The sequence below is a fragment of the Comamonas serinivorans genome (assembly GCF_002158865.1).
GTDB classification, from domain to species: Bacteria; Pseudomonadota; Gammaproteobacteria; order Burkholderiales; family Burkholderiaceae_C; genus Comamonas_E; species Comamonas_E serinivorans.
In genome coordinates this window covers 2785903-2802550 of record NZ_CP021455.1, presented here as the reverse complement: position 1 = coordinate 2802550, position 16648 = coordinate 2785903, and the positions used below count along the sequence as shown (strand labels likewise).

At 66.8% G+C, this 16648-nt stretch carries 16 protein-coding genes; 4 read left to right on the top strand and 12 right to left on the bottom strand.

All coding sequences use genetic code 11. The features are described from left to right. Window positions 1-121: 121 nt before the first annotated feature. The 12 genes from CCO03_RS11800 to thiD form a co-directional block, all read right to left on the bottom strand. Window positions 122-1237, bottom strand: a complete 1116-nt coding sequence (locus CCO03_RS11800) for a branched-chain amino acid ABC transporter substrate-binding protein (protein WP_087281264.1) — start codon at window positions 1235-1237, stop codon at window positions 122-124. Window positions 1238-1391: 154 nt separating this feature from the next. Then, window positions 1392-2087 carry a hypothetical protein gene (locus CCO03_RS11795; RefSeq protein WP_157667658.1) on the bottom strand — a complete coding sequence of 232 codons (696 nt, stop codon included), beginning with the start codon at window positions 2085-2087 and terminating at the stop codon, window positions 1392-1394. Then, window positions 2084-2914, bottom strand: coding sequence for a fimbrial biogenesis chaperone (locus CCO03_RS11790; RefSeq protein ID WP_236903791.1), 831 nt, complete (start codon window positions 2912-2914; stop codon window positions 2084-2086). Before CCO03_RS11790 ends, CCO03_RS11795 begins: the two co-directional genes overlap by 4 nt. Then, window positions 2911-3399, bottom strand: a complete 489-nt coding sequence (locus CCO03_RS11785) for a hypothetical protein (protein ID WP_087281259.1) — start codon at window positions 3397-3399, stop codon at window positions 2911-2913. The genes CCO03_RS11790 and CCO03_RS11785 overlap by 4 nt, the downstream gene beginning before the upstream one ends. Continuing rightward, complete coding sequence (locus tag CCO03_RS11780) at window positions 3396-3959, bottom strand: hypothetical protein (protein WP_157667657.1); 564 nt, start codon at window positions 3957-3959, stop codon at window positions 3396-3398. Before CCO03_RS11780 ends, CCO03_RS11785 begins: the two co-directional genes overlap by 4 nt. Before the next feature lie 3 nt (window positions 3960-3962). Then, window positions 3963-4586, bottom strand: a complete 624-nt coding sequence (locus CCO03_RS11775; protein ID WP_087284609.1) for a hypothetical protein — start codon at window positions 4584-4586, stop codon at window positions 3963-3965. Between the two features lie 109 nt (window positions 4587-4695). Next, window positions 4696-6849, bottom strand: coding sequence for an SdrD B-like domain-containing protein (locus CCO03_RS11770; protein ID WP_157667656.1), 2154 nt, complete (start codon window positions 6847-6849; stop codon window positions 4696-4698). Between the two features lie 451 nt (window positions 6850-7300). After that, window positions 7301-8512, bottom strand: a complete 1212-nt coding sequence (locus CCO03_RS11765) for a Y-family DNA polymerase (RefSeq protein ID WP_087281254.1) — start codon at window positions 8510-8512, stop codon at window positions 7301-7303. A 148-nt stretch (window positions 8513-8660) separates the two neighbouring features. Next, window positions 8661-9020 (bottom strand): hypothetical protein, encoded by a 360-nt coding sequence (locus CCO03_RS11760; protein ID WP_087281252.1) that lies wholly within the window; start codon window positions 9018-9020, stop codon window positions 8661-8663. Between the two features lie 267 nt (window positions 9021-9287). After that, entirely contained in the window at window positions 9288-10460 is a 1173-nt protein-coding gene (locus CCO03_RS11755) for an alpha-hydroxy acid oxidase (protein ID WP_087281250.1), read from the bottom strand. A gap of 69 nt (window positions 10461-10529) precedes the next feature. Then, entirely contained in the window at window positions 10530-11828 is a 1299-nt protein-coding gene (hemL, locus tag CCO03_RS11750; RefSeq protein WP_087281248.1) for a glutamate-1-semialdehyde 2,1-aminomutase, read from the bottom strand. 147 nt (window positions 11829-11975) lie between these two features. Next, the gene (thiD, locus tag CCO03_RS11745; RefSeq protein ID WP_236903790.1) at window positions 11976-12908 is read right to left on the bottom strand and encodes a bifunctional hydroxymethylpyrimidine kinase/phosphomethylpyrimidine kinase; all 933 of its coding nucleotides are present in this window, start codon (window positions 12906-12908) and stop codon (window positions 11976-11978) included. A 191-nt stretch (window positions 12909-13099) separates the two neighbouring features. Here thiD and CCO03_RS11740 point away from each other — a divergent pair, with 191 nt between their 5' ends. Genes CCO03_RS11740 through CCO03_RS11725 form a run of 4 tightly spaced genes read left to right on the top strand, consistent with a single transcriptional unit; the run spans window position 13100 to window position 16635 of the window. After that, a complete protein-coding gene (locus CCO03_RS11740) occupies window positions 13100-13501 on the top strand; it encodes a response regulator (protein WP_087281246.1) in 402 nt (133 codons plus the stop codon). 1 nt (window position 13502) lies between these two features. Beyond that, on the top strand, window positions 13503-13868 hold the full coding sequence (locus tag CCO03_RS11735) for a response regulator (protein ID WP_087281244.1): 366 nt from the start codon (window positions 13503-13505) through the stop codon (window positions 13866-13868). Between the two features lies 1 nt (window position 13869). Next, window positions 13870-14394: a chemotaxis protein CheW gene (locus tag CCO03_RS11730; protein ID WP_087281242.1), complete on the top strand. Its 525-nt coding sequence runs from the start codon at window positions 13870-13872 to the stop codon at window positions 14392-14394. An 18-nt stretch (window positions 14395-14412) separates the two neighbouring features. Then, window positions 14413-16635 carry a methyl-accepting chemotaxis protein gene (locus tag CCO03_RS11725; RefSeq protein ID WP_087281240.1) on the top strand — a complete coding sequence of 741 codons (2223 nt, stop codon included), beginning with the start codon at window positions 14413-14415 and terminating at the stop codon, window positions 16633-16635. The last annotated feature ends 13 nt before the right edge of the window (window positions 16636-16648 follow it).

Here is a 16648-nt window from a genome sequence, read left to right as displayed (position 1 = left end):
ACAGCGAGGAAATTTTGAATGCAAAAAAAGCAAGCCCACGGCGTGGGCTTGCTGTTTCGGCCGGACGTTCAGGCCTGGCGCACCGGCCAAAGGCCGGGGCGGGCGGCGCCCAGCCCTGGGCTCACTTGGCTTCGCTCTTGGTGCCATCCTTGTGCCATTGGTAGACGACGAAGGCGAAGTTTTTCACATCGCCCTTGGCGTCGAAGCCAATGTTGCCGATCGGCGTGTTGAACGTGCCAGCGCGCAGGGCGGCAGCCACCTTGGCGGGATCCTGTCCGGCCTTCTTGATGCCATCGGCAATCACTTGCACGGCCGAGTAGGCCGGCATCACGAAGATGCCCGAGGGGTCCTTCTTGGCGGCCTTGAAGCCATCGACCAGCGCCTTGTTCTTGGGGTCGGTTTCAAAGGCGCGGGGCAGCGTCACCAGCATGCCTTCCGAGGCGGGGCCGGCGATGGCGGTGATTTCCTTGTTGCCCACGCCTTCGGGACCCATGAACTTGGCGTTGAGGCCGGCCTGACGCGCCTGGCGCAGCAGCAGGCCCATTTCGGGGTGGTAGCCACCGAAGTAGACGAAATCGACGTTGGCGCGCTTGAGCTTGGTGATGAGGGCGTTGAAGTCCTTGTCGCCGGCGTTGATGCCTTCGAAGACGGCGACTTTCACGCCATCGGCTTCCACGCCCTTCTTGACGGCGGTGGCAATGCCTTCACCGTATTGCTGCTTGTCGTGCAGCACGGCAATCGTCTTGCCCTTGTAGTGGCTGGAGATGTACTTGGCGGCGACCGGACCTTGCACGCTGTCCAGGCCGATGGTGCGGAAGATGAGCTTCTGGCCGCGGTCGGTGATGGCCGGTGCGGTGGCCGAGGGGGTCACCATCAGCACGCCTTCGTCTTCGTACACGTCGGTGGCGGGCTGGGTGGCGCCGGAGCACACGTGGCCCACGACGAACTTCACCTTGTCGTTGACGATCTTGTTGGCCACGGCCACGGCTTGCTTGGGGTCGCAGGCGTCGTCGTAGTAGACGGCTTCGAGCTTGCTGCCGCTCACGCCGCCCGCCTTGTTGATGTCGGCCACGGCTGCGTCCACGCCGAGCTTGACCATGTCGCCATACTGAGCCACCGAGCCCGTCATGGGACCGGCAACGCCGATCTTGATCACGCCCTGGGCCATGGCACCTTGGGCAACGCCCAAGGTGAGCACGGCAGCGGCGGCGATCTGGGTGAAACCTTGCAACTTCATGAGGTCGATACTCCTACCAATGTGAACAAACAGCCGGCCTCCCGTGCCGGCTTTCAGGTGCGCCCAAATGTAGCAGGCCATCCAGCCGGTACGCGGCGGGGTTTGCACTGAGCGCTCAAGGTCTGGCCCGGTTTCGTGAACGATGGGGGAGGCCTTACAGGGCGGTGGCCGTGAAGGTGACGGTGCCGCTGTAGCTGCCCGCCGGCGTGGCGGGCGGATGCGTGTAGGTGAAGGTCCAGTTGGCGGTCTGCTGGGTCAGCAGGCTGGGCGCCGCAGAGGTGCCGGTACCGCCGGTCGGGACGAGCACGGCAGCGCCTGTGCCAGCGGCAGGCAGGGCGGGTGCCGGCAGGGCGCTGCTGGATGAGGTGACGCCAATGGCCGACATGGGGATGGTGTGGCTGCCGTTGCTCAAGGGCGCGCTGACCTGGGCCGCGATGCTGACCGGCCCCGCGTTGCTGCGCACGGCCACGGGCAGCGTGGCGGTGGGCGTGCCGGAAAAACTCGGGCTGCTGCCGTTCCAGGATCGAGACAGGTCGTTGCCGTTCGTCAGCGCCGCGGGCGCGGGCGCCACGGTGGGGGTGACGTTGAAGACCACGGTGTCCTGCGTGGCGTTGGCCGCAGGGCCGCTGCCGCCATCCGTGCCGCCGGGGTTGCTGCCCGAGCCCACCCGCAGGTAGATGAACTTGTCGATGCGCAGCGAGAAATCGAGCTGGGCCCGGGCCGGTGAGCCCGTGGTCTGCTGCGCGTCAGCCCATGCGGCATCCGGCAACGCCCAGCCCATGGCACAGGCGGCCAGCATGGCACCCGCGCGCCGGGCGGCCCACAGGATGGACGTCGCCCTTGCCCTCACGGGAGCTCCGCGTTGATTTTGAAGGCCCCACGGTCCCAGTCCAGCGCGCCGCTTGCCCGAATGGGCCAGCGGGGCACCGGCGGCGACTTGGCGTCGGTGCGACGGGGGTGCAGGGGCAGCACCCGGGTCTGGCCGGGCAGCACGGGCGTGCCTTCGGGCACCAGCTCAAAGCCCATGCCATCGGCATCCTTGGCATCCAGGCTGCCATCCAGGCGTCCATGGGCGTCACCGCTGTTGCGCACGGTCACCGTGGCCTGGCGCGTGCCGTTCACGGCCTGCTGGCCGAGTTCCAGCAGCTCCAGCTGGGGTTGGGCGCCGTTCACACCCACATAGACCGTGACGGCGATGCGGCCATTGACCGGCAGGCTCAGGCTGGCGCCGCCCCGGTCGATGACGGCTTGCTGGGCCGGTTCCACGCCTTCGATGGCCAGAATGAAGCGGCACTCGCTGCGCGGCGCTTCGGCCGGGATGTCGATCTGAAAGCGAAAACGCACCGTGCCGCGCGCGGGCACCTGCACCAGCTTGCGCTCGATGGTGACCCATGGACGGCAGCTGCCGTCCAGCAGCTCGTCGTGCAGGCTCAACTCGCCGGCTGCCGAGTAACGCCAATCCAGGGTGCGCACGCTCAGCTGCGTGGCCGCTCCGCCCAGGTTCTGAATCTCCAGCACCTGGCCCATGCGTTGGGCGCTGCGCCCTTCCAGTTCAAAGCGCGACGGCGTGACGGCCACCTCGAAGGCGGCCTGGGCAGGAGCGCACAGCGCAACCCACAGGGCGGCAAGCGGCAGCAGGCCAACGGACAGGCGCCGCACCGGGCGTGTGAGCTTCATGGCAACACCTCGATCTCAAAATAGGGTTCAAAGCGAAACGCTTGGTTGGGGGCGAGGCGAACGCCATTCGGATCGACGTCGATGCGCACGCTCAAGGTGTCGGTCAAATAGGGGTTTTTGACGGGGCCCGACCACACCAGCACGCGATCGCCCGGTTGCGCGCGGCCTGGTGCCAGGACTTGGCCCTGCCACTGCAGGCGCAGCGCGCCGGGGTGCAGCACGCCAGGAATCAACGCAGGCATCACGAGGTAAATGCGCGCCGAGCGGCCCACGTGGACCAGGGTGGCCAGGCGGTATTCGGTCTGTGACACGGCCGTCAACTGGCCGGTGGCCGAGCTTTGCCAGGTCAGGTCGATGTGCTGGCGCGGCGAAGCGCTGTCATCCAGCCGCTGCGCCTGCCCGTGTGCCTGTGCGCACAGGGCCAGGGTGCAGGTCAGCCCGAGCAGGAGCGATCGCGCATCGCGCAGGAAAGGCAGACAACTCATAACAAGGTGGCCGTGAAGGTGACGCGGCCCCTGTAGGTGCCGGCCGGGTAGACGCGGGTGTTGCGGTAGCGGAAGGTCAGGTTGTTGCGCATGCCCCGACTGGTCCCGAGGACGGCGCCGAAACTGGCCACCTGTTGGCTTGCGCTGCCCGTGAAGCAGCTGCTGACCAGGTCTTCGCCCGAGCCGGCCGGATCGCTCGTCGTCCAGCAGATGTCGCTGAAGGGAATCACGGTGCTGCCGCAGCCTGAGCCAGCCTGGCAGGCCAGGCCGGCGCTGGCGTCCACCGTCACCGTGGCGCTGGAAAACAGACCGCCCAGAAACGGGCGCTGCCAGATCACCTCGACCTCGATGGGGCTGGCGGCGCTGACCTCCAGCGGGCTGGGGCTGAGTGAGCTGCCCGACACCGTGAAGCTCACCTCGGCCACCCCGGTGCTGGGCCCCACGCGCATGGTCAGCGCCTGAGATCCCAGCGGGAAGGTGTAGAACACGGCGCCGGCCTGAGCAGCGTACAGCCATGCTGCGAGCAGCACACCGGTCCGCACAGCAGACGGCTTGCCCATGGGTTACAGCGAGCTGGCGGTGTAGGTGACGGTGGCGGTGTAGGTGCCCGCCGGCCAGCTGGCCACGTTGGTCGTGTCCAGGCCGTAGGTCCAGGTGCCGGTGTAGGCGGTGCCAATGGCCAGCGAGGTTGGGCTGGCCGTGCCGAGGTTGGCGCCGGGATGGGTCAATGCCCCGGTGCTGGTCACGGTGATGTTGGTCATGGTGGGGCCGGTGGTCGGTGCCATGGCGGTGCTGGTGGCCTGCGTGAGCGTGGCCCCCGAGCCGTTGGTCCAGGCGTAGGCGGTCAGCACGTTGCTGTTGGTCGGATTGGCGGCAGCCGTAAAGGTCGGCGCGGCGCCGTTCCAGGGCGTGTTCGAGCTCGTGGCGCCCGAGGTCAGGCTGCCGGGCGCGGTGACCCAGTTGGGCCGCACGTCCCAGGCCACCGTGTTCACGGTGGTGTCGTCGGCGCCCACGCGCAGCAGAATCAGCTTGGGCACATTGACCTGGAACCTGACCCGGGCGTTGGCGTTGACGGCGCCGGTGCCCGAGCTTTGGTAGCCGTAGCTGGCCTCGGCATGGGCGAGCTGGCTGCCCAGGCTGAGCGCGACGCCCAGTGCGGCATAAACGATGCGTGCTTGTACTTTCATGGTCCACTCCTTGCTGCGACCGTTGGCGCAGGTGAAAACCAGTCGCAAGGCCGGGATGGCTGCATTCTGGTGGGGTTGGGGAGACAACCCCGGTGTTGTCCTGGCGCGTTCATTCGCCTCCCACCCGCACCACGGGGATGCGTGTCTGGGCGAGGCCGCGCAAGGGAACCTCGATGGCTTGGCCGGCCTCCTGAGCCGTCCCCCAGGGCAGGGGCACGCTTTCCAGGCGCAGGCGCAAGCGGTGGTGGCCAGTGGCCACCACGGGAAACTCGAATCGGCCGGCGCTGTCGGTGGTGGTCCGGTAGCGGTCATCGAGCAAGACCTCGACGCCAGCCACGCCGCCTTCGCTGGCCTGTTGCTCACCATCTCGGTTCGCGTCGAAGTACACCGTGCCCTCGATGCGGCCGGCACCTGTGCTGCCCGGCTGCCCTGTGCGTGCCAGTGACTGGCCGTCGCTGCCGTCCCAGCGCACGAAGACATGAAACGACTTGTCGTTGCTGCGGATCAGCTGGGCCGTGCTGGTGCCGGCCAGGCCGGTGGTCTGCGTTTTCGCCTGGTTCATGAGCAGCATGGCGCCCGCGCGCCAGCCTCGCCCCAGCTGCAGCTCGGTGCTGAGGCTGCCCGATAGCCCCCGGCTGGTCGCCAGGTTGCCGGAACGCGAGGTGTAGTGGAGGTTACCGCTCACCTGCCAGTCGGGACGCAGCCATTGCCGCAGCAGCAGGCCCGCCGTGGGATAGACCTGCTGCCCGGTGCTGCTGCGGTCGCGGGCCCAGCCCAGCGTGGTGGTGAACTCCGGCCGCAGGGTGTCCTGCTGGCTGGTGACCCACTCCTGCTCCCATTCGTACTGCTCGCCGGTGGCCCTCACGTCGTCGACCACCAGGGTCTGGTTGCGGCGCAGGGTGACGCGAAACCGCGTGGGTGCCCAGCCGCCGAACTGGGTTTGCAGAAAGCCGCTGGCATAGAGCGAGCGCTGGCCACGGCGTGCCTCGCTGGCGGCCGCGTCCTGCCGGGTCTGGCTGACGCTCACGCTCAAGCCCACGCTGCTGCTGCGGTCGATGCGGTACTGCGCGTTGCCGTTCGCTGTCCATTGCCGCTGGCTGCCGGCCTGCGACCATCCCTGCCGCGACGCGAGCTGCGACACGTCCAGCCCCGCTCCCCAGCTCAGGCGGCTCAGCGTGCGGTCCACGCGCCAGTACAGGCCGCGGTTGTCCGTGTTCAGGTAGGCGTCGCCAAAGAACAGCTGCGGTTGGGTGGCGTACAAGCCCCAGACATGGCGATGGCCGCCGTGGTTCAGCCCGCCTTCCAGGTACAAGCCGGCCGCGCTGCGTCGGCGCGTGTCGGCCAGGCCATCGGCGTGGCTGAGCAGGGCGATTGCCCGCACGCGGTGCTCACCGTCCTCCAGCCATTCGGGGCCGAAGCCCAGCGTCAGCGCTGCGCTGGTGCCGGCGGCGGCCCAGGGGTCGTTGAAGGCGCTGTTCACGCTGAGGCCGCTGCCGCTGGCGTGGTTGAGCTGGCCGCCGATGAACCACCGATTGGCCCAGCGGTGGCTGGCGCCCAGCCAGGCCAGCTGACCGGGTTTGCGCACATGGGTGGGGTAGGGGTTGCCGGTCAGCTCGGCCCGTGTGCCCAGCCCTGCGCTGACCTCGGACTGGCCGTCATGGATCCGCGCGCTGGCACCGCGGATCACGCTGTTGCCCAGCATCAGGCGGTAGCTGCGGCGCAGGGTGTCGGTGACTTCGGCCGCCTGGTCGCCCAGGGCCACATCGGCCCAGGTGGTCGCGGTGAGGGGCAGGCCCAGGTTGCGCAGCGTGAGGCGGGTGCCGCTGTCGCCTTCGCCGGGTGCGGTGGAGCCCAGGTTCAGCCAGTCGCCCCGACGCTGGCGTGCATCGGCTTGCAGGATCCATTCGCCCCAGTTGAGGGTTTCTTGCCGCAGTTCGGCTCGCAGGCCCAACTCATGCGCCTGCCGGTGATCCCGTGTGGAGGCCGTGTCCGTGCGGCTGTTCAGCAGACCGTAACGGGATTCGATCCACTGTTGGCGCAAGCCTTGCGCCGGGGCGCTGTCCGCATCGCCGGCGCCCTCAAGCGAGGGCAGCGCCGAGGCATCCATGACCTTGTCCTGGTAGGCCGCAGGTTGGTTGGCCAGCAACTTGTGCAGGCGCGCCTGCTCGGCTTGCATGGCGTCCAGCGCTTCGATGCGTGGCGCAGGCTCTCCCGTGGGGCTTTGCGCCAGGGCCGAGACCGGGCTCAGCAGCAGGGGACCCATGCCCCATGCCACAGCACGAGCCCACGGCATGGAAGACGGTCTGCGGGAGGGCACGGCGGGCACAGCAAATGTAAAAATTTTTACAAAATTGTAGGAGAAGCGCCCCTCCATGCGCATGCATTGATACGTATTGCTGACACCGCGTGGCTTGTGATATAGCCCTTAAGAATTACCTTCGGATTCTGCGTGCGCCAGGCCTTCGGTCCGCCAGAGCGCCATCTGTCGCACACCGCAAGCCCAGGTCAAGGGCGAGGGGTACGATGAGATTGGCGTTGTAATGAAAGTGCAATGGGGTGGGTACCCGCTGCGGTTGTAAATTCGCCCGTTTTGGCCTCGCGGAACCAACGTCCTCGTGCAGCATGGGGTTTTGTGTCGCGAAGGTGCCACATCCGGCTCGGTGAAAGCGTGGGGACGGCTGGCGCACGGGCCACTCAGCCCCCGGCGCCGCATGTCAAAACAAGGGCAGGGATTCGCCGCGCCCGACCGCCTCGTCCTGCGCCTCGTCGGCTCGGCGCAGCGCGCTCACGCGCACCCCCAGCAGGCGCAAGCGGCGGCTCAGGTCCACGCGCTTGAGGCATTGGCCGGCCACGCGGCGAATGGCGGCCGCGTCCTGCACCGGCTGCGGCAGACTCTGGTCGCGCGTGACGATGCGGAAGTCGTCGTAACGCAGCTTGATGCCGACCGTGCGGCCCACGAAGCCCTTGCGCGCCAGGTCGCCGGCCACCTGTTCGCACAGGCGCGTGAAGATGGCCCCCAGCTCGGCCTTGTCGTTCACCGCATGCAGGTCCCGCGAGAACGTGGTTTCCCGGCTCATGCTCACGGGTTCGCTGCTGGTCTCGACGGGGCGGTCATCGCGTCCCCAGGCCGCGCGGTGCAGCCAGCTGCCGTGGCGCTCGCCAAAGCGCTCGCACAGCCAGGCCGGGTCGGCCGCCGCCAGTTCGCCGATGGTGCCGATGCCGTGGCTGGCCAGCGCTGCGTCGGACTTGGGGCCGATGCCGTTGATCTTGCGGCAGGGCAAGGGCCAGATGCGGGTCTGCAGGTCCCCGGCTTGCACGATGGCGATGCCGTTGGGCTTGTTGAATTCGCTCGCCATCTTGGCCAGCAGCTTGTTGGGTGCCACGCCGATCGAGCAGGTCAGGCCGGTCGCCTGCCGGATGGCGGCTTGCAGGCGCTGCGCCAGCGCGGCACCTGCGTCGTCCTGCCCGCCGGGTACATCGGTGAAATCGATGAACACCTCATCAACACCGCGGTTCTCCATCACGGGCGCCAGGCGCAGGATTTCGGCCTTGAACCGGCGCGAGTAGTCGCGGTAGCGGTCGAAATCGGCCGGCAGCCAGATGGCCTGCGGGCAGAGTTTGGCCGCCTTCATCATGCCCATGGCCGAGCCCACGCCAAAGGCGCGTGCCGGGTAGGTGGCCGTGGTGATGACCCCGCGGCCCTTGTAATCGGACAGGCGGGGAAACTGGTCAAGCGGAATCCGGGCCAGGTCGGCCTGGCCGCCTTCGCCGTCGTCGCCCCAGGGGCGGCCCAGGTGCAGCGGCAGGCGCGTGTTCAGGCGCGCCATCCAGTCGGCGACGTTGAGCCGGCCGCCGCCGATGATCACGGGCGCGTCGGCCAGCTGCGGAAAGCGCAGCAGCTCGACGGACGCGAAGAACGCGTCCATGTCGAGGTGGGCGATGCGGCGCGGCCGGGCGGGTGGGGCAGGGGGCGGGGCGGGGGCAGACACCCTGCGAGCATAGCCTCGGCGGGGCTTTGGGTGCGGGCACAAAAAAGCCTGCGAGAGCAGGCTGGAGCAAGGGCGAGTGCGTGGCTCAGGGCTGCTTGGCGGGGACCTGCTCGCGCAGCTCGGTCAGGGTGCCGCCCGCTTCGACGCTGCCACTGGACTGGCCGCTTTCCACGCGGCGCCGGCAGGTGTCGCGATCGGCCGGCGGCACGACTTCGCAGCGGGCCAGGGCGTTGGCCTTGAAGTCACCCTGGGTCAGGGCGCCGCTGCGGGCGGCGGCACGGGCGGCTGCGGCCTCTTTGCGGCAAGCGGCGGGGTCGCTGTTGGCGCCGCACTCCACGGGGGCGGCCGCACGCTGCGCTTTGGGTTGGGCAAAGGCGGACGTGCTCATCAGGGCGCCGAGGCCCAACACCGAAGCGGCCAACAGGTTCAGGGTTCGCATGGTCATGAAAGCTCCTTTTCAAACACAAGGCTGCGCAAGGGGCGCAGGGTGGACAAAGGGGTGCATCGCGGTGGACCGGCCAGGTGGCCCGCACACCCGGCGCACGGCACCCAGGGACCATAACGCATCCGGGTGACGCCGCCCAGGGCTGTCGCTTCAGTGGCGGTCCAGACGGGTTGATCCGGGTGCCGAGGCATTCAGTTCAGAGTAAGCAGTATGCATGCATTCCCGTTCATCACGAAACGGGAATGGCGCCATACTGCTGCCTGATCCTCAGTCAAGGAAAGGCAGGGGGTAGGTGCCGGGCACGAGGATGTCTTTGGTCACGTTCTGCAACTGCGTGTGACCGCAAAAGGCCATCGAAATGTCCAGCTCGTTGCGGATGATCTTGAGCGCCTTGGCCACGCCCGCCTGGCCGAACGCGCCCAGGCCGTAGAGGAAGGAGCGCCCGATGTAGGTGCCGCGGGCGCCCAGCGCCCAGGCCTTGAGCACGTCCTGCCCGCTGCGGATGCCGCTGTCGATGTGCACCTCGATGTCGCGGCCCACGGCGTCGACGATGGAGGGCAGCACCCGGATGGTCGAGGGCGCGCCGTCGAGCTGGCGGCCACCGTGGTTGCTCACGATCAGGGCGTCGGCACCGCTGTTCACGGCCAGGCGTGCATCCACCGGCTCCATGATGCCCTTGAGGATGAGCTTGCCGCCCCAGCGCTGCTTGATCCAGGCCACGTCGTCCCAGCTCAGGCGCGGGTCGAACTGCTGGGCCGTCCAGGCGCCCAGGCTGCTCATGTCGTCCACGTTCTTCACGTGGCCGACGATGTTGCCGAACTGGCGCCGCCGCGTGCCCAGCATGCCCAGGCACCAGCGCGGCTTGGTGGCCAGGTTGATCAGGTTGGTCAGCGTGGGCTTGGGCGGGGTGGACAGGCCGTTTTTGATGTCCTTGTGGCGCTGGCCCAGCATCTGCAAATCGAGCGTCAGCACCAGCGCGCCGCAGCCGGCGGCCTTGGCGCGGTCGATCAGGCTTTCGACGAAGGCCTTGTCGCGCATCACGTACAGCTGGAACCAGAAGCCGGGGCCCGCATGCTGGGCCACGTCCTCGATGGAGCAGATGCTCATGGTCGACAGCGTGAAGGGCACGCCGGCTTCGCGCGCCGCGCGGGCGGCCAGGATCTCGCCGTCGGCATGCTGCATGCCCGTCAGCCCCGTGGGGGCGATGGCCACCGGCATGCTCACGGGCTCGCCCACCATGGTGGTGGCCAGGCTGCGGCCTTCCATGTTGATGGCCACGCGCTGGCGAAACTGGATGGGTGCGAAGTCCGCTTCGTTGGCGCGGTAGGTGCACGCTGTCCAGCTGCCGGTGTCGGCGTAGTCGTAGAACATGCGCGGCACCCGTCGCTGGGCCACTTGGCGCAAGTCCTCGATGCAGGTGATTTTGCTCAGGTCGCTCACGGTGATCTGTGGAGGTTGTTGCAGTATGGGGTCAATGTCGTTGAAACGACATCGGACATGGAGGGATACTCAGTCTGCCATCTGCGCAAACACCTCGCGCGCGGCGGCCACGGTGGCGGCTATGTCGGCCTCGGTGTGGGCGGCACTGACGAAGCCGGCTTCGTACAGCGCCGGCGCGATGTAGACCCCGCGCTCGAGCAAGCCATGGAACAGCTGGTTGAAGCGCTTGCCATCGGTCTTCATGACCTGGGTGTAGTTTTGCGGCAGCTCGGGCAGCAGGAAGAAGCCGAACAGGCCGCCTTCGCTGTCGGCGCAAAAGGGCAGGCCATGGTCATGCGCGGCTTGCGTCAAACCGTCCATCAGGCGGCGCGTCATGTCGCCAAGCTTGGCGTGGAAGCCCGGCGCCTGGATGGCGGCCAGGGTGGCCAGGCCACAAGCCGTAGCCACGGGGTTGCCCGACAGCGTGCCGGCCTGGTAGACCGGGCCCAGCGGGGCGAGTTTTTCCATGACCGCGCGCTTGCCGCCAAAGGCCGCCAGCGGCATGCCGCCGCCGATGACCTTGCCCAGCACGGTGAGGTCGGGCGCAAAACCCGGAATCTGCTGCGCATACAGGCTTTGCGCGCCGCCCAGGGCCACGCGGCAGCCCGTCATCACCTCGTCGTAGATCAGCAGTGCGCCGTACTGCCGGCACAGGTCCTGGCAGGCCCGGGTGAAATCGACCGTGGCGCGCACGAAGTTCATGTTGCCGGCGATGGGCTCCATGATCAGGCCCGCGATGTCGTCACCATAGAGCGCGAAGGCTTCTTCGAGCTGGGCCTGGTTGTTGTACTCGAGCACCAGGGTGTGCTGCACCACGTCGGCGGGCACGCCGGCGCTGGTGGGGTTGCCGAAGGTGGCCAGCCCGGAGCCGGCCTTGACCAGCAGGGAGTCGGCGTGGCCGTGGTAGCAGCCCTCGAACTTGATGAGCTTGTTGCGCCCCGTGGCGCCGCGCGCGAGGCGAATCGCGCTCATGCCGGCCTCGGTGCCCGAGGACACCAGGCGCACCATATCGATCGAGGGGTAGAGCGTGCGGATGGTTTCGGCCAGCTCGACCTCGCGTTCGGTGGGGGCGCCGAAGGACAGGCCGTCCTCGCAGGCCGCGCGCACGGCCGCCAGCACGTCGGCGTGGCCGTGGCCCAGGATCATGGGGCCCCAGGAGCCGATGTAGTCGATGTAGCGTTTCTCGTCGGCGTCCCACATGTGGGCGCCCTGCGCCCTGGCGATGAAGGGCGGCGTGCCGCCCACGGCGCGAAAGGCACGCACGGGCGAGTTCACGCCGCCGGGGATGATCTGTTTGGCGCGGTTGAAGAGCTGATCGTTGCGGGTCATGGTGTGGCGTTCTGGGGTCGCGAGGGCATCCAAGGCGTGAGCTGCCTGTCGCGGCTGGGCCTGTGGATGAGTTCGATTAACGGCAGTATGGGATGTTTTCCGTTTGCCGAATAATCGGCGGGGTCGAATACTGCCTGGTTGTCTGCATCAGTGTGACAGCCTGGTTTTGGTTGGCTCGGGCTTGGGCGGCTCTGCGGCATCCTGGGCCTCGCCCTCCTGGGGTTCGGTGTCGTCTTCCGCCTCGTCGTCGTTGGCCCAGAACAGCCGATCGGCCACCGCGCGGCCCATGCCGGGCTTGAACCCCGCGGCCAGGCTGCGGTCCAGGTAGGTCAGGGCCTCCTGCGCGGCTTCGGCCAGGTCGCTGGCCCCCAGGGCGAGCAGGGCGGCGAGGCTGGCGCTCAGCGTGTCGCCCGCGCCCAGGAAGGCGCTGTCGATGCGTTCAAAGCTGGCTTGCAGGATCACGCTGTTGGGCGAGGCCAGGGTGTTGACGATGTCGTCGCCGTCGACGACGCCGGTGACCAGCACGAAGGGGCAGCCCGATTCGGCCGCCGCTGCGGCCAGTTCGCGGGGCGAGCATGGGCTGCTGTTCGGCCAGTCGGGCAGCAGCCAGCGCTGCAGGCTGTCGCGGTTGCCCACCAGCACCGACGACTGGGGCAGCACCAGCTCGCGCAGGGCATCCAGGTAGCGTTCGATTTCGCCGGAATCCCACCAGGACAGGTCCGGCAGGTGGGTGAGCAGCACGCAGTCGGGGTAGTCGGCCAGCACCTCGGCCAAGGTGGCCAGGCCCTCGGCCGAGCCGCCGAAGCCCAGCTTGGCCACCTTGACCGGCATGTCTTCCAGCACGGCGCGGACCTGCTCTTCGATGACATCGGCCGGCAGGTTGTGCAGCTCGCGCGTGCTGGCGGTGTCGCGCACCAGCACGGCGGTCACGATCGGCAGCACATGCACGCCGGCACTGCCCGCGGCCAGCACATCGGCGGCCAATCCGCCGGCTCCGCTGGGATCGTTGTGGTTGAACACCAACATCAAGCCGTTGTCGACGTTGGCGAGGGAGGGATCGGTCTCGGGGAGGGCTGTCATTGGTGCTGCGATCATGACATGAGAACGGCGGCACCCGTGCCCGAAGGTGCCTGGCGCGGGGGCATGACAAATTCCCGCGTGGATTTGTCATAACTAGATACAATAATTTTCAGGGGCGCTCGGGCCTTGGCACTGCCACAGCAACAAGTCGGCGGCCTGCGCCCACGATGTTTTTCTAGGGGTTTGCAAAATTGAGCACTCAATCTTCCGGGCTCAAGGTTCTGGTCATTGACGACAGCAACACCATCCGCCGCAGCGCCGAGATTTTTCTCAAGCAGGGCGGCCATGAGGTGGTGCTTGCCGAAGATGGTTTCGACGCCTTGTCCAAGATTTCGGATTACCAACCGGATCTGATTTTTTGCGACATCCTCATGCCGCGTCTCGATGGGTATCAGACGTGCGCCATCATCAAACGCAACGACAAGTTTTCCGCCACGCCTGTGGTCATGCTGTCGTCCAAGGACGGGGTGTTTGACAAGGCCCGTGGTCGCATGGTGGGCTCGCAGGAATACCTGACCAAGCCGTTCACCAAGGATCAGTTGTTGCAAACGGTGACCCGCTTCTCGTCGGGTTCGATTTCGGCGGTGGGTTGACATGCCAGTGCGTCACGTCATGGTGGTGGATGATTCCAAAACCGAATTGTTGTTTTTGTCGGAATTGCTGAGCAAGCATGGCTTCACTGTGAGCACCGCTCATTCGGGCGAAGAGGCCTGGCGGCGCGTGGAAGAAGCGCGACCGGACCTCATCCTCATGGATGTGGTGATGCCTGGCCAAAGCGGTTTTCAGCTCACGCGGATGCTTTCGCGCGATGCGCGTTACGCCAGCATCCCGATTTTCCTGTGCACCAGCAAAAATCAGGAAACCGATCGGGTGTGGGGTTTGCGTCAAGGCGCGAAAGACTACCTGACCAAGCCCATCAATGCCAGTGAACTGCTGGCCAAGATCAATGCACTGAGTTGACATGGCCGATAAACAAGCGCTTGAAAATCTTCAAAATCGCCTGACCGACAAACTCAAGGTCGTGGAGCAGGTGACCCAGGGGGCTTCATGGCTGGGCGTGGAATCACACGGGCGCCTGTTGCTGCTGCCCCTCAGCCATGCGGGAGAGATTTTCCCGTTTGAAGGGGCCAAGCGCGTTCCCTATGTCAAACCCTGGTTCGTGGGCGTGGCCAACCTGCGCGGCGCCTTGTGCGGCGTGGTGGACATTGGCGGCTTCGTGGCGTCGGATGTGCCGCCGAACACCGGGCCGCAATCGCGGGTGGTGGCGCTCAATCCCCTGTTGCAAATCAATGCGGCCTTGCTCATCGACCGCCTGATGGGCTTGAAAACCCGGCGCGATTTCGTGCGTTCAACCAGCGTTGGCGAGAATCTGCCGGATTATTTCGGCCACATGTACACGGATCAGGCCGGGAAATCCTGGCAGGAGATCAACCTCCAAAAGCTGGCCCTGTCGGAACAATTTTTGAGCATTGCCGAAGCTGTCTAGCTTCCAGCCAAGCAAACCATGTCCTTGATCGATCGCTTTCGTCGAAATCCCGCGGCTGCCGATGCCGTCAGCAATTCGCAATACAGCGAATTCGCGACGTCGACCCAGTCGTATGCCGCCTCCGAATTGGGTGATTCGGTTCAATCTCGCCTCATGGTCATGGCGCCGGGGTCTGAACGCTTCCACCTGCCGCTGCTGGGCATCCGGACGGCGGGGTCTCACCGCCGCATCCTGGGCTGGGCCTCGGTGCTGTCGGTGTTGCTGCTGATCCTGGCGGTCATCTGGGCCTTGACCAGCGCCAACCAGCTGGCTTTGCAGGTGGCCTCGGCTGGTCAGGGGCTGACGCAGTCCCAGCGCCTGGCCAAGTCGGTGTCGCAAGCCTTGCAGGGGCAGTCGAGCGCGTTTCCCGAGGTGCGTGAGAGCGCGCGCTTGTTGACCGAGCACGTCAAGGGCCTGGCGACCGGCACCGGCGAGATCGGGGTGCAGGCGCTGGGCCCGCAGTTCGCGCCCGCGCTGCAGGAAATCAGTGCGCTGACCAAGAACATGCAGACCTCGGCCGACACGGTGCTGCAGCACCAGAATGCATTGATCGACACGGGCGCGCTGCTCAAGCGCATCAACAACCAGTCGAACGACTTGCTGGAGGCGACGCGCGCGGTGCAAGCCATGAAGGTGCAGGCCGGCGCGCCGAATGCCGAAGTGGCCGCTGCAGGCGAGCTGGTGATGCTGACGCAGCGCATCAGCAAGTCGGCGAACGAATACAACACCATGTTTGGCGTGAGCCCCGATGCCTCGTTCATCCTGGGCCGCGACCTGGCCAGCTTCAGCGCGACGGCCAGCGGTTTGCTGGACGGCAGCGCGCAGCTGCGCTTGTCCGGCACGCGCGAGCCGCAGACGCGCGACGCCCTCGATGCCCTGATCAAGATGTTCGGCGACACCCGCAGCGACGCCAACAAGCTGACCCAGTACCTGCCCGAGCTGGTGGCGGCGCGTGACGCCCAGCTCGCCATCCAAAAAGACAGCGCGACGCTGCTGCAGCAACTCCAGGCCCTGCAGGACCGGCTGTCCTCGCAGTCGAGCTTGAGCATCTTCCCGCTGGTTGCGCTGATCTTCAGCATCTTGCTGGGGGCGTTCGTGGCGGTGCTGTACAGCCGCACCTACCTGGCCGAAAGCCGCACGCGGCAGGTCATTGCCGAGCAGCAGCGGATCGAAGCCGAGGCCCAGCAGGCCGAGTCCAAGCGCATCAACGACGCCAACCAGGCGGCCATCTTGCGCCTGATGAACGAGCTGCAGGCCGTGGCCGAAGGCGACCTGACGCAGGAAGCCACGGTGACCGAAGACATCACCGGCGCCATCGCCGATTCGGTGAATTACACGGTGGAAGAGCTGCGGTCGCTGGTGGGCAACGTGCAGAGCACAGCGACCAAGGTGGCGCAGACGACGGCGCGCGTCGAAAACACCTCGACCGATCTGCTCGCCACTTCGACCCAGCAGCTGCGCGAAATCCGGGAAACGGGTCAGTCGGTGCTGGACATGGCCGATCGTATCAACGCGGTGTCCGCACAGGCCCAGGAATCGGCCACGGTGGCGCGGCAGTCGCTGCTGGCGGCCGATTCCGGCCTGAACGCGGTGCAAAAAACCATCGGGGGCATGAACGCCATCCGCGACCAGATCCAGGACACCTCGAAGCGCATCAAGCGCCTGGGCGAGTCGTCGCAAGAAATCGGCGAAATCACCGAGCTGATTTCCGACCTGACCGAGCAGACCAACGTGCTGGCCCTGAACGCCGCCATTCAGGCGGCTTCTGCGGGCGAAGCCGGCCGAGGTTTCTCGGTGGTGGCGGAAGAAGTGCAGCGTCTGGCCGAGCGTTCGGCCGACGCCACGCGCCAGATTGCCACCCTGGTGAAGGCCATTCAGACCGACACCCAGGACGCGGTGGCGGCCATGGAGCGGTCCACCGTGGGCGTGGTCGAGGGGGCCAAGCTCTCCGACAACGCTGGCGCGGCCTTGACGGAGATCGACAGCGTGACGCGGCGCCTGGCCGAGCTGATTCAGCAGATCTCGAATTCAGCCCTGCAAGAGGCGCATCAGGCCAACGAAGTGGCCGGCAACATCCAGCACATTTTTGCCGTGACCGAACAAACCGGCGAAGGCACGCGGTCGACCGCCAACCAGGTTCGCGAACTGTCGCGCATGGCCGACGAGCTGCGCCAGTCGGTCGCGCGATTCAAGATTTCCTGATCGCCTGGATGTC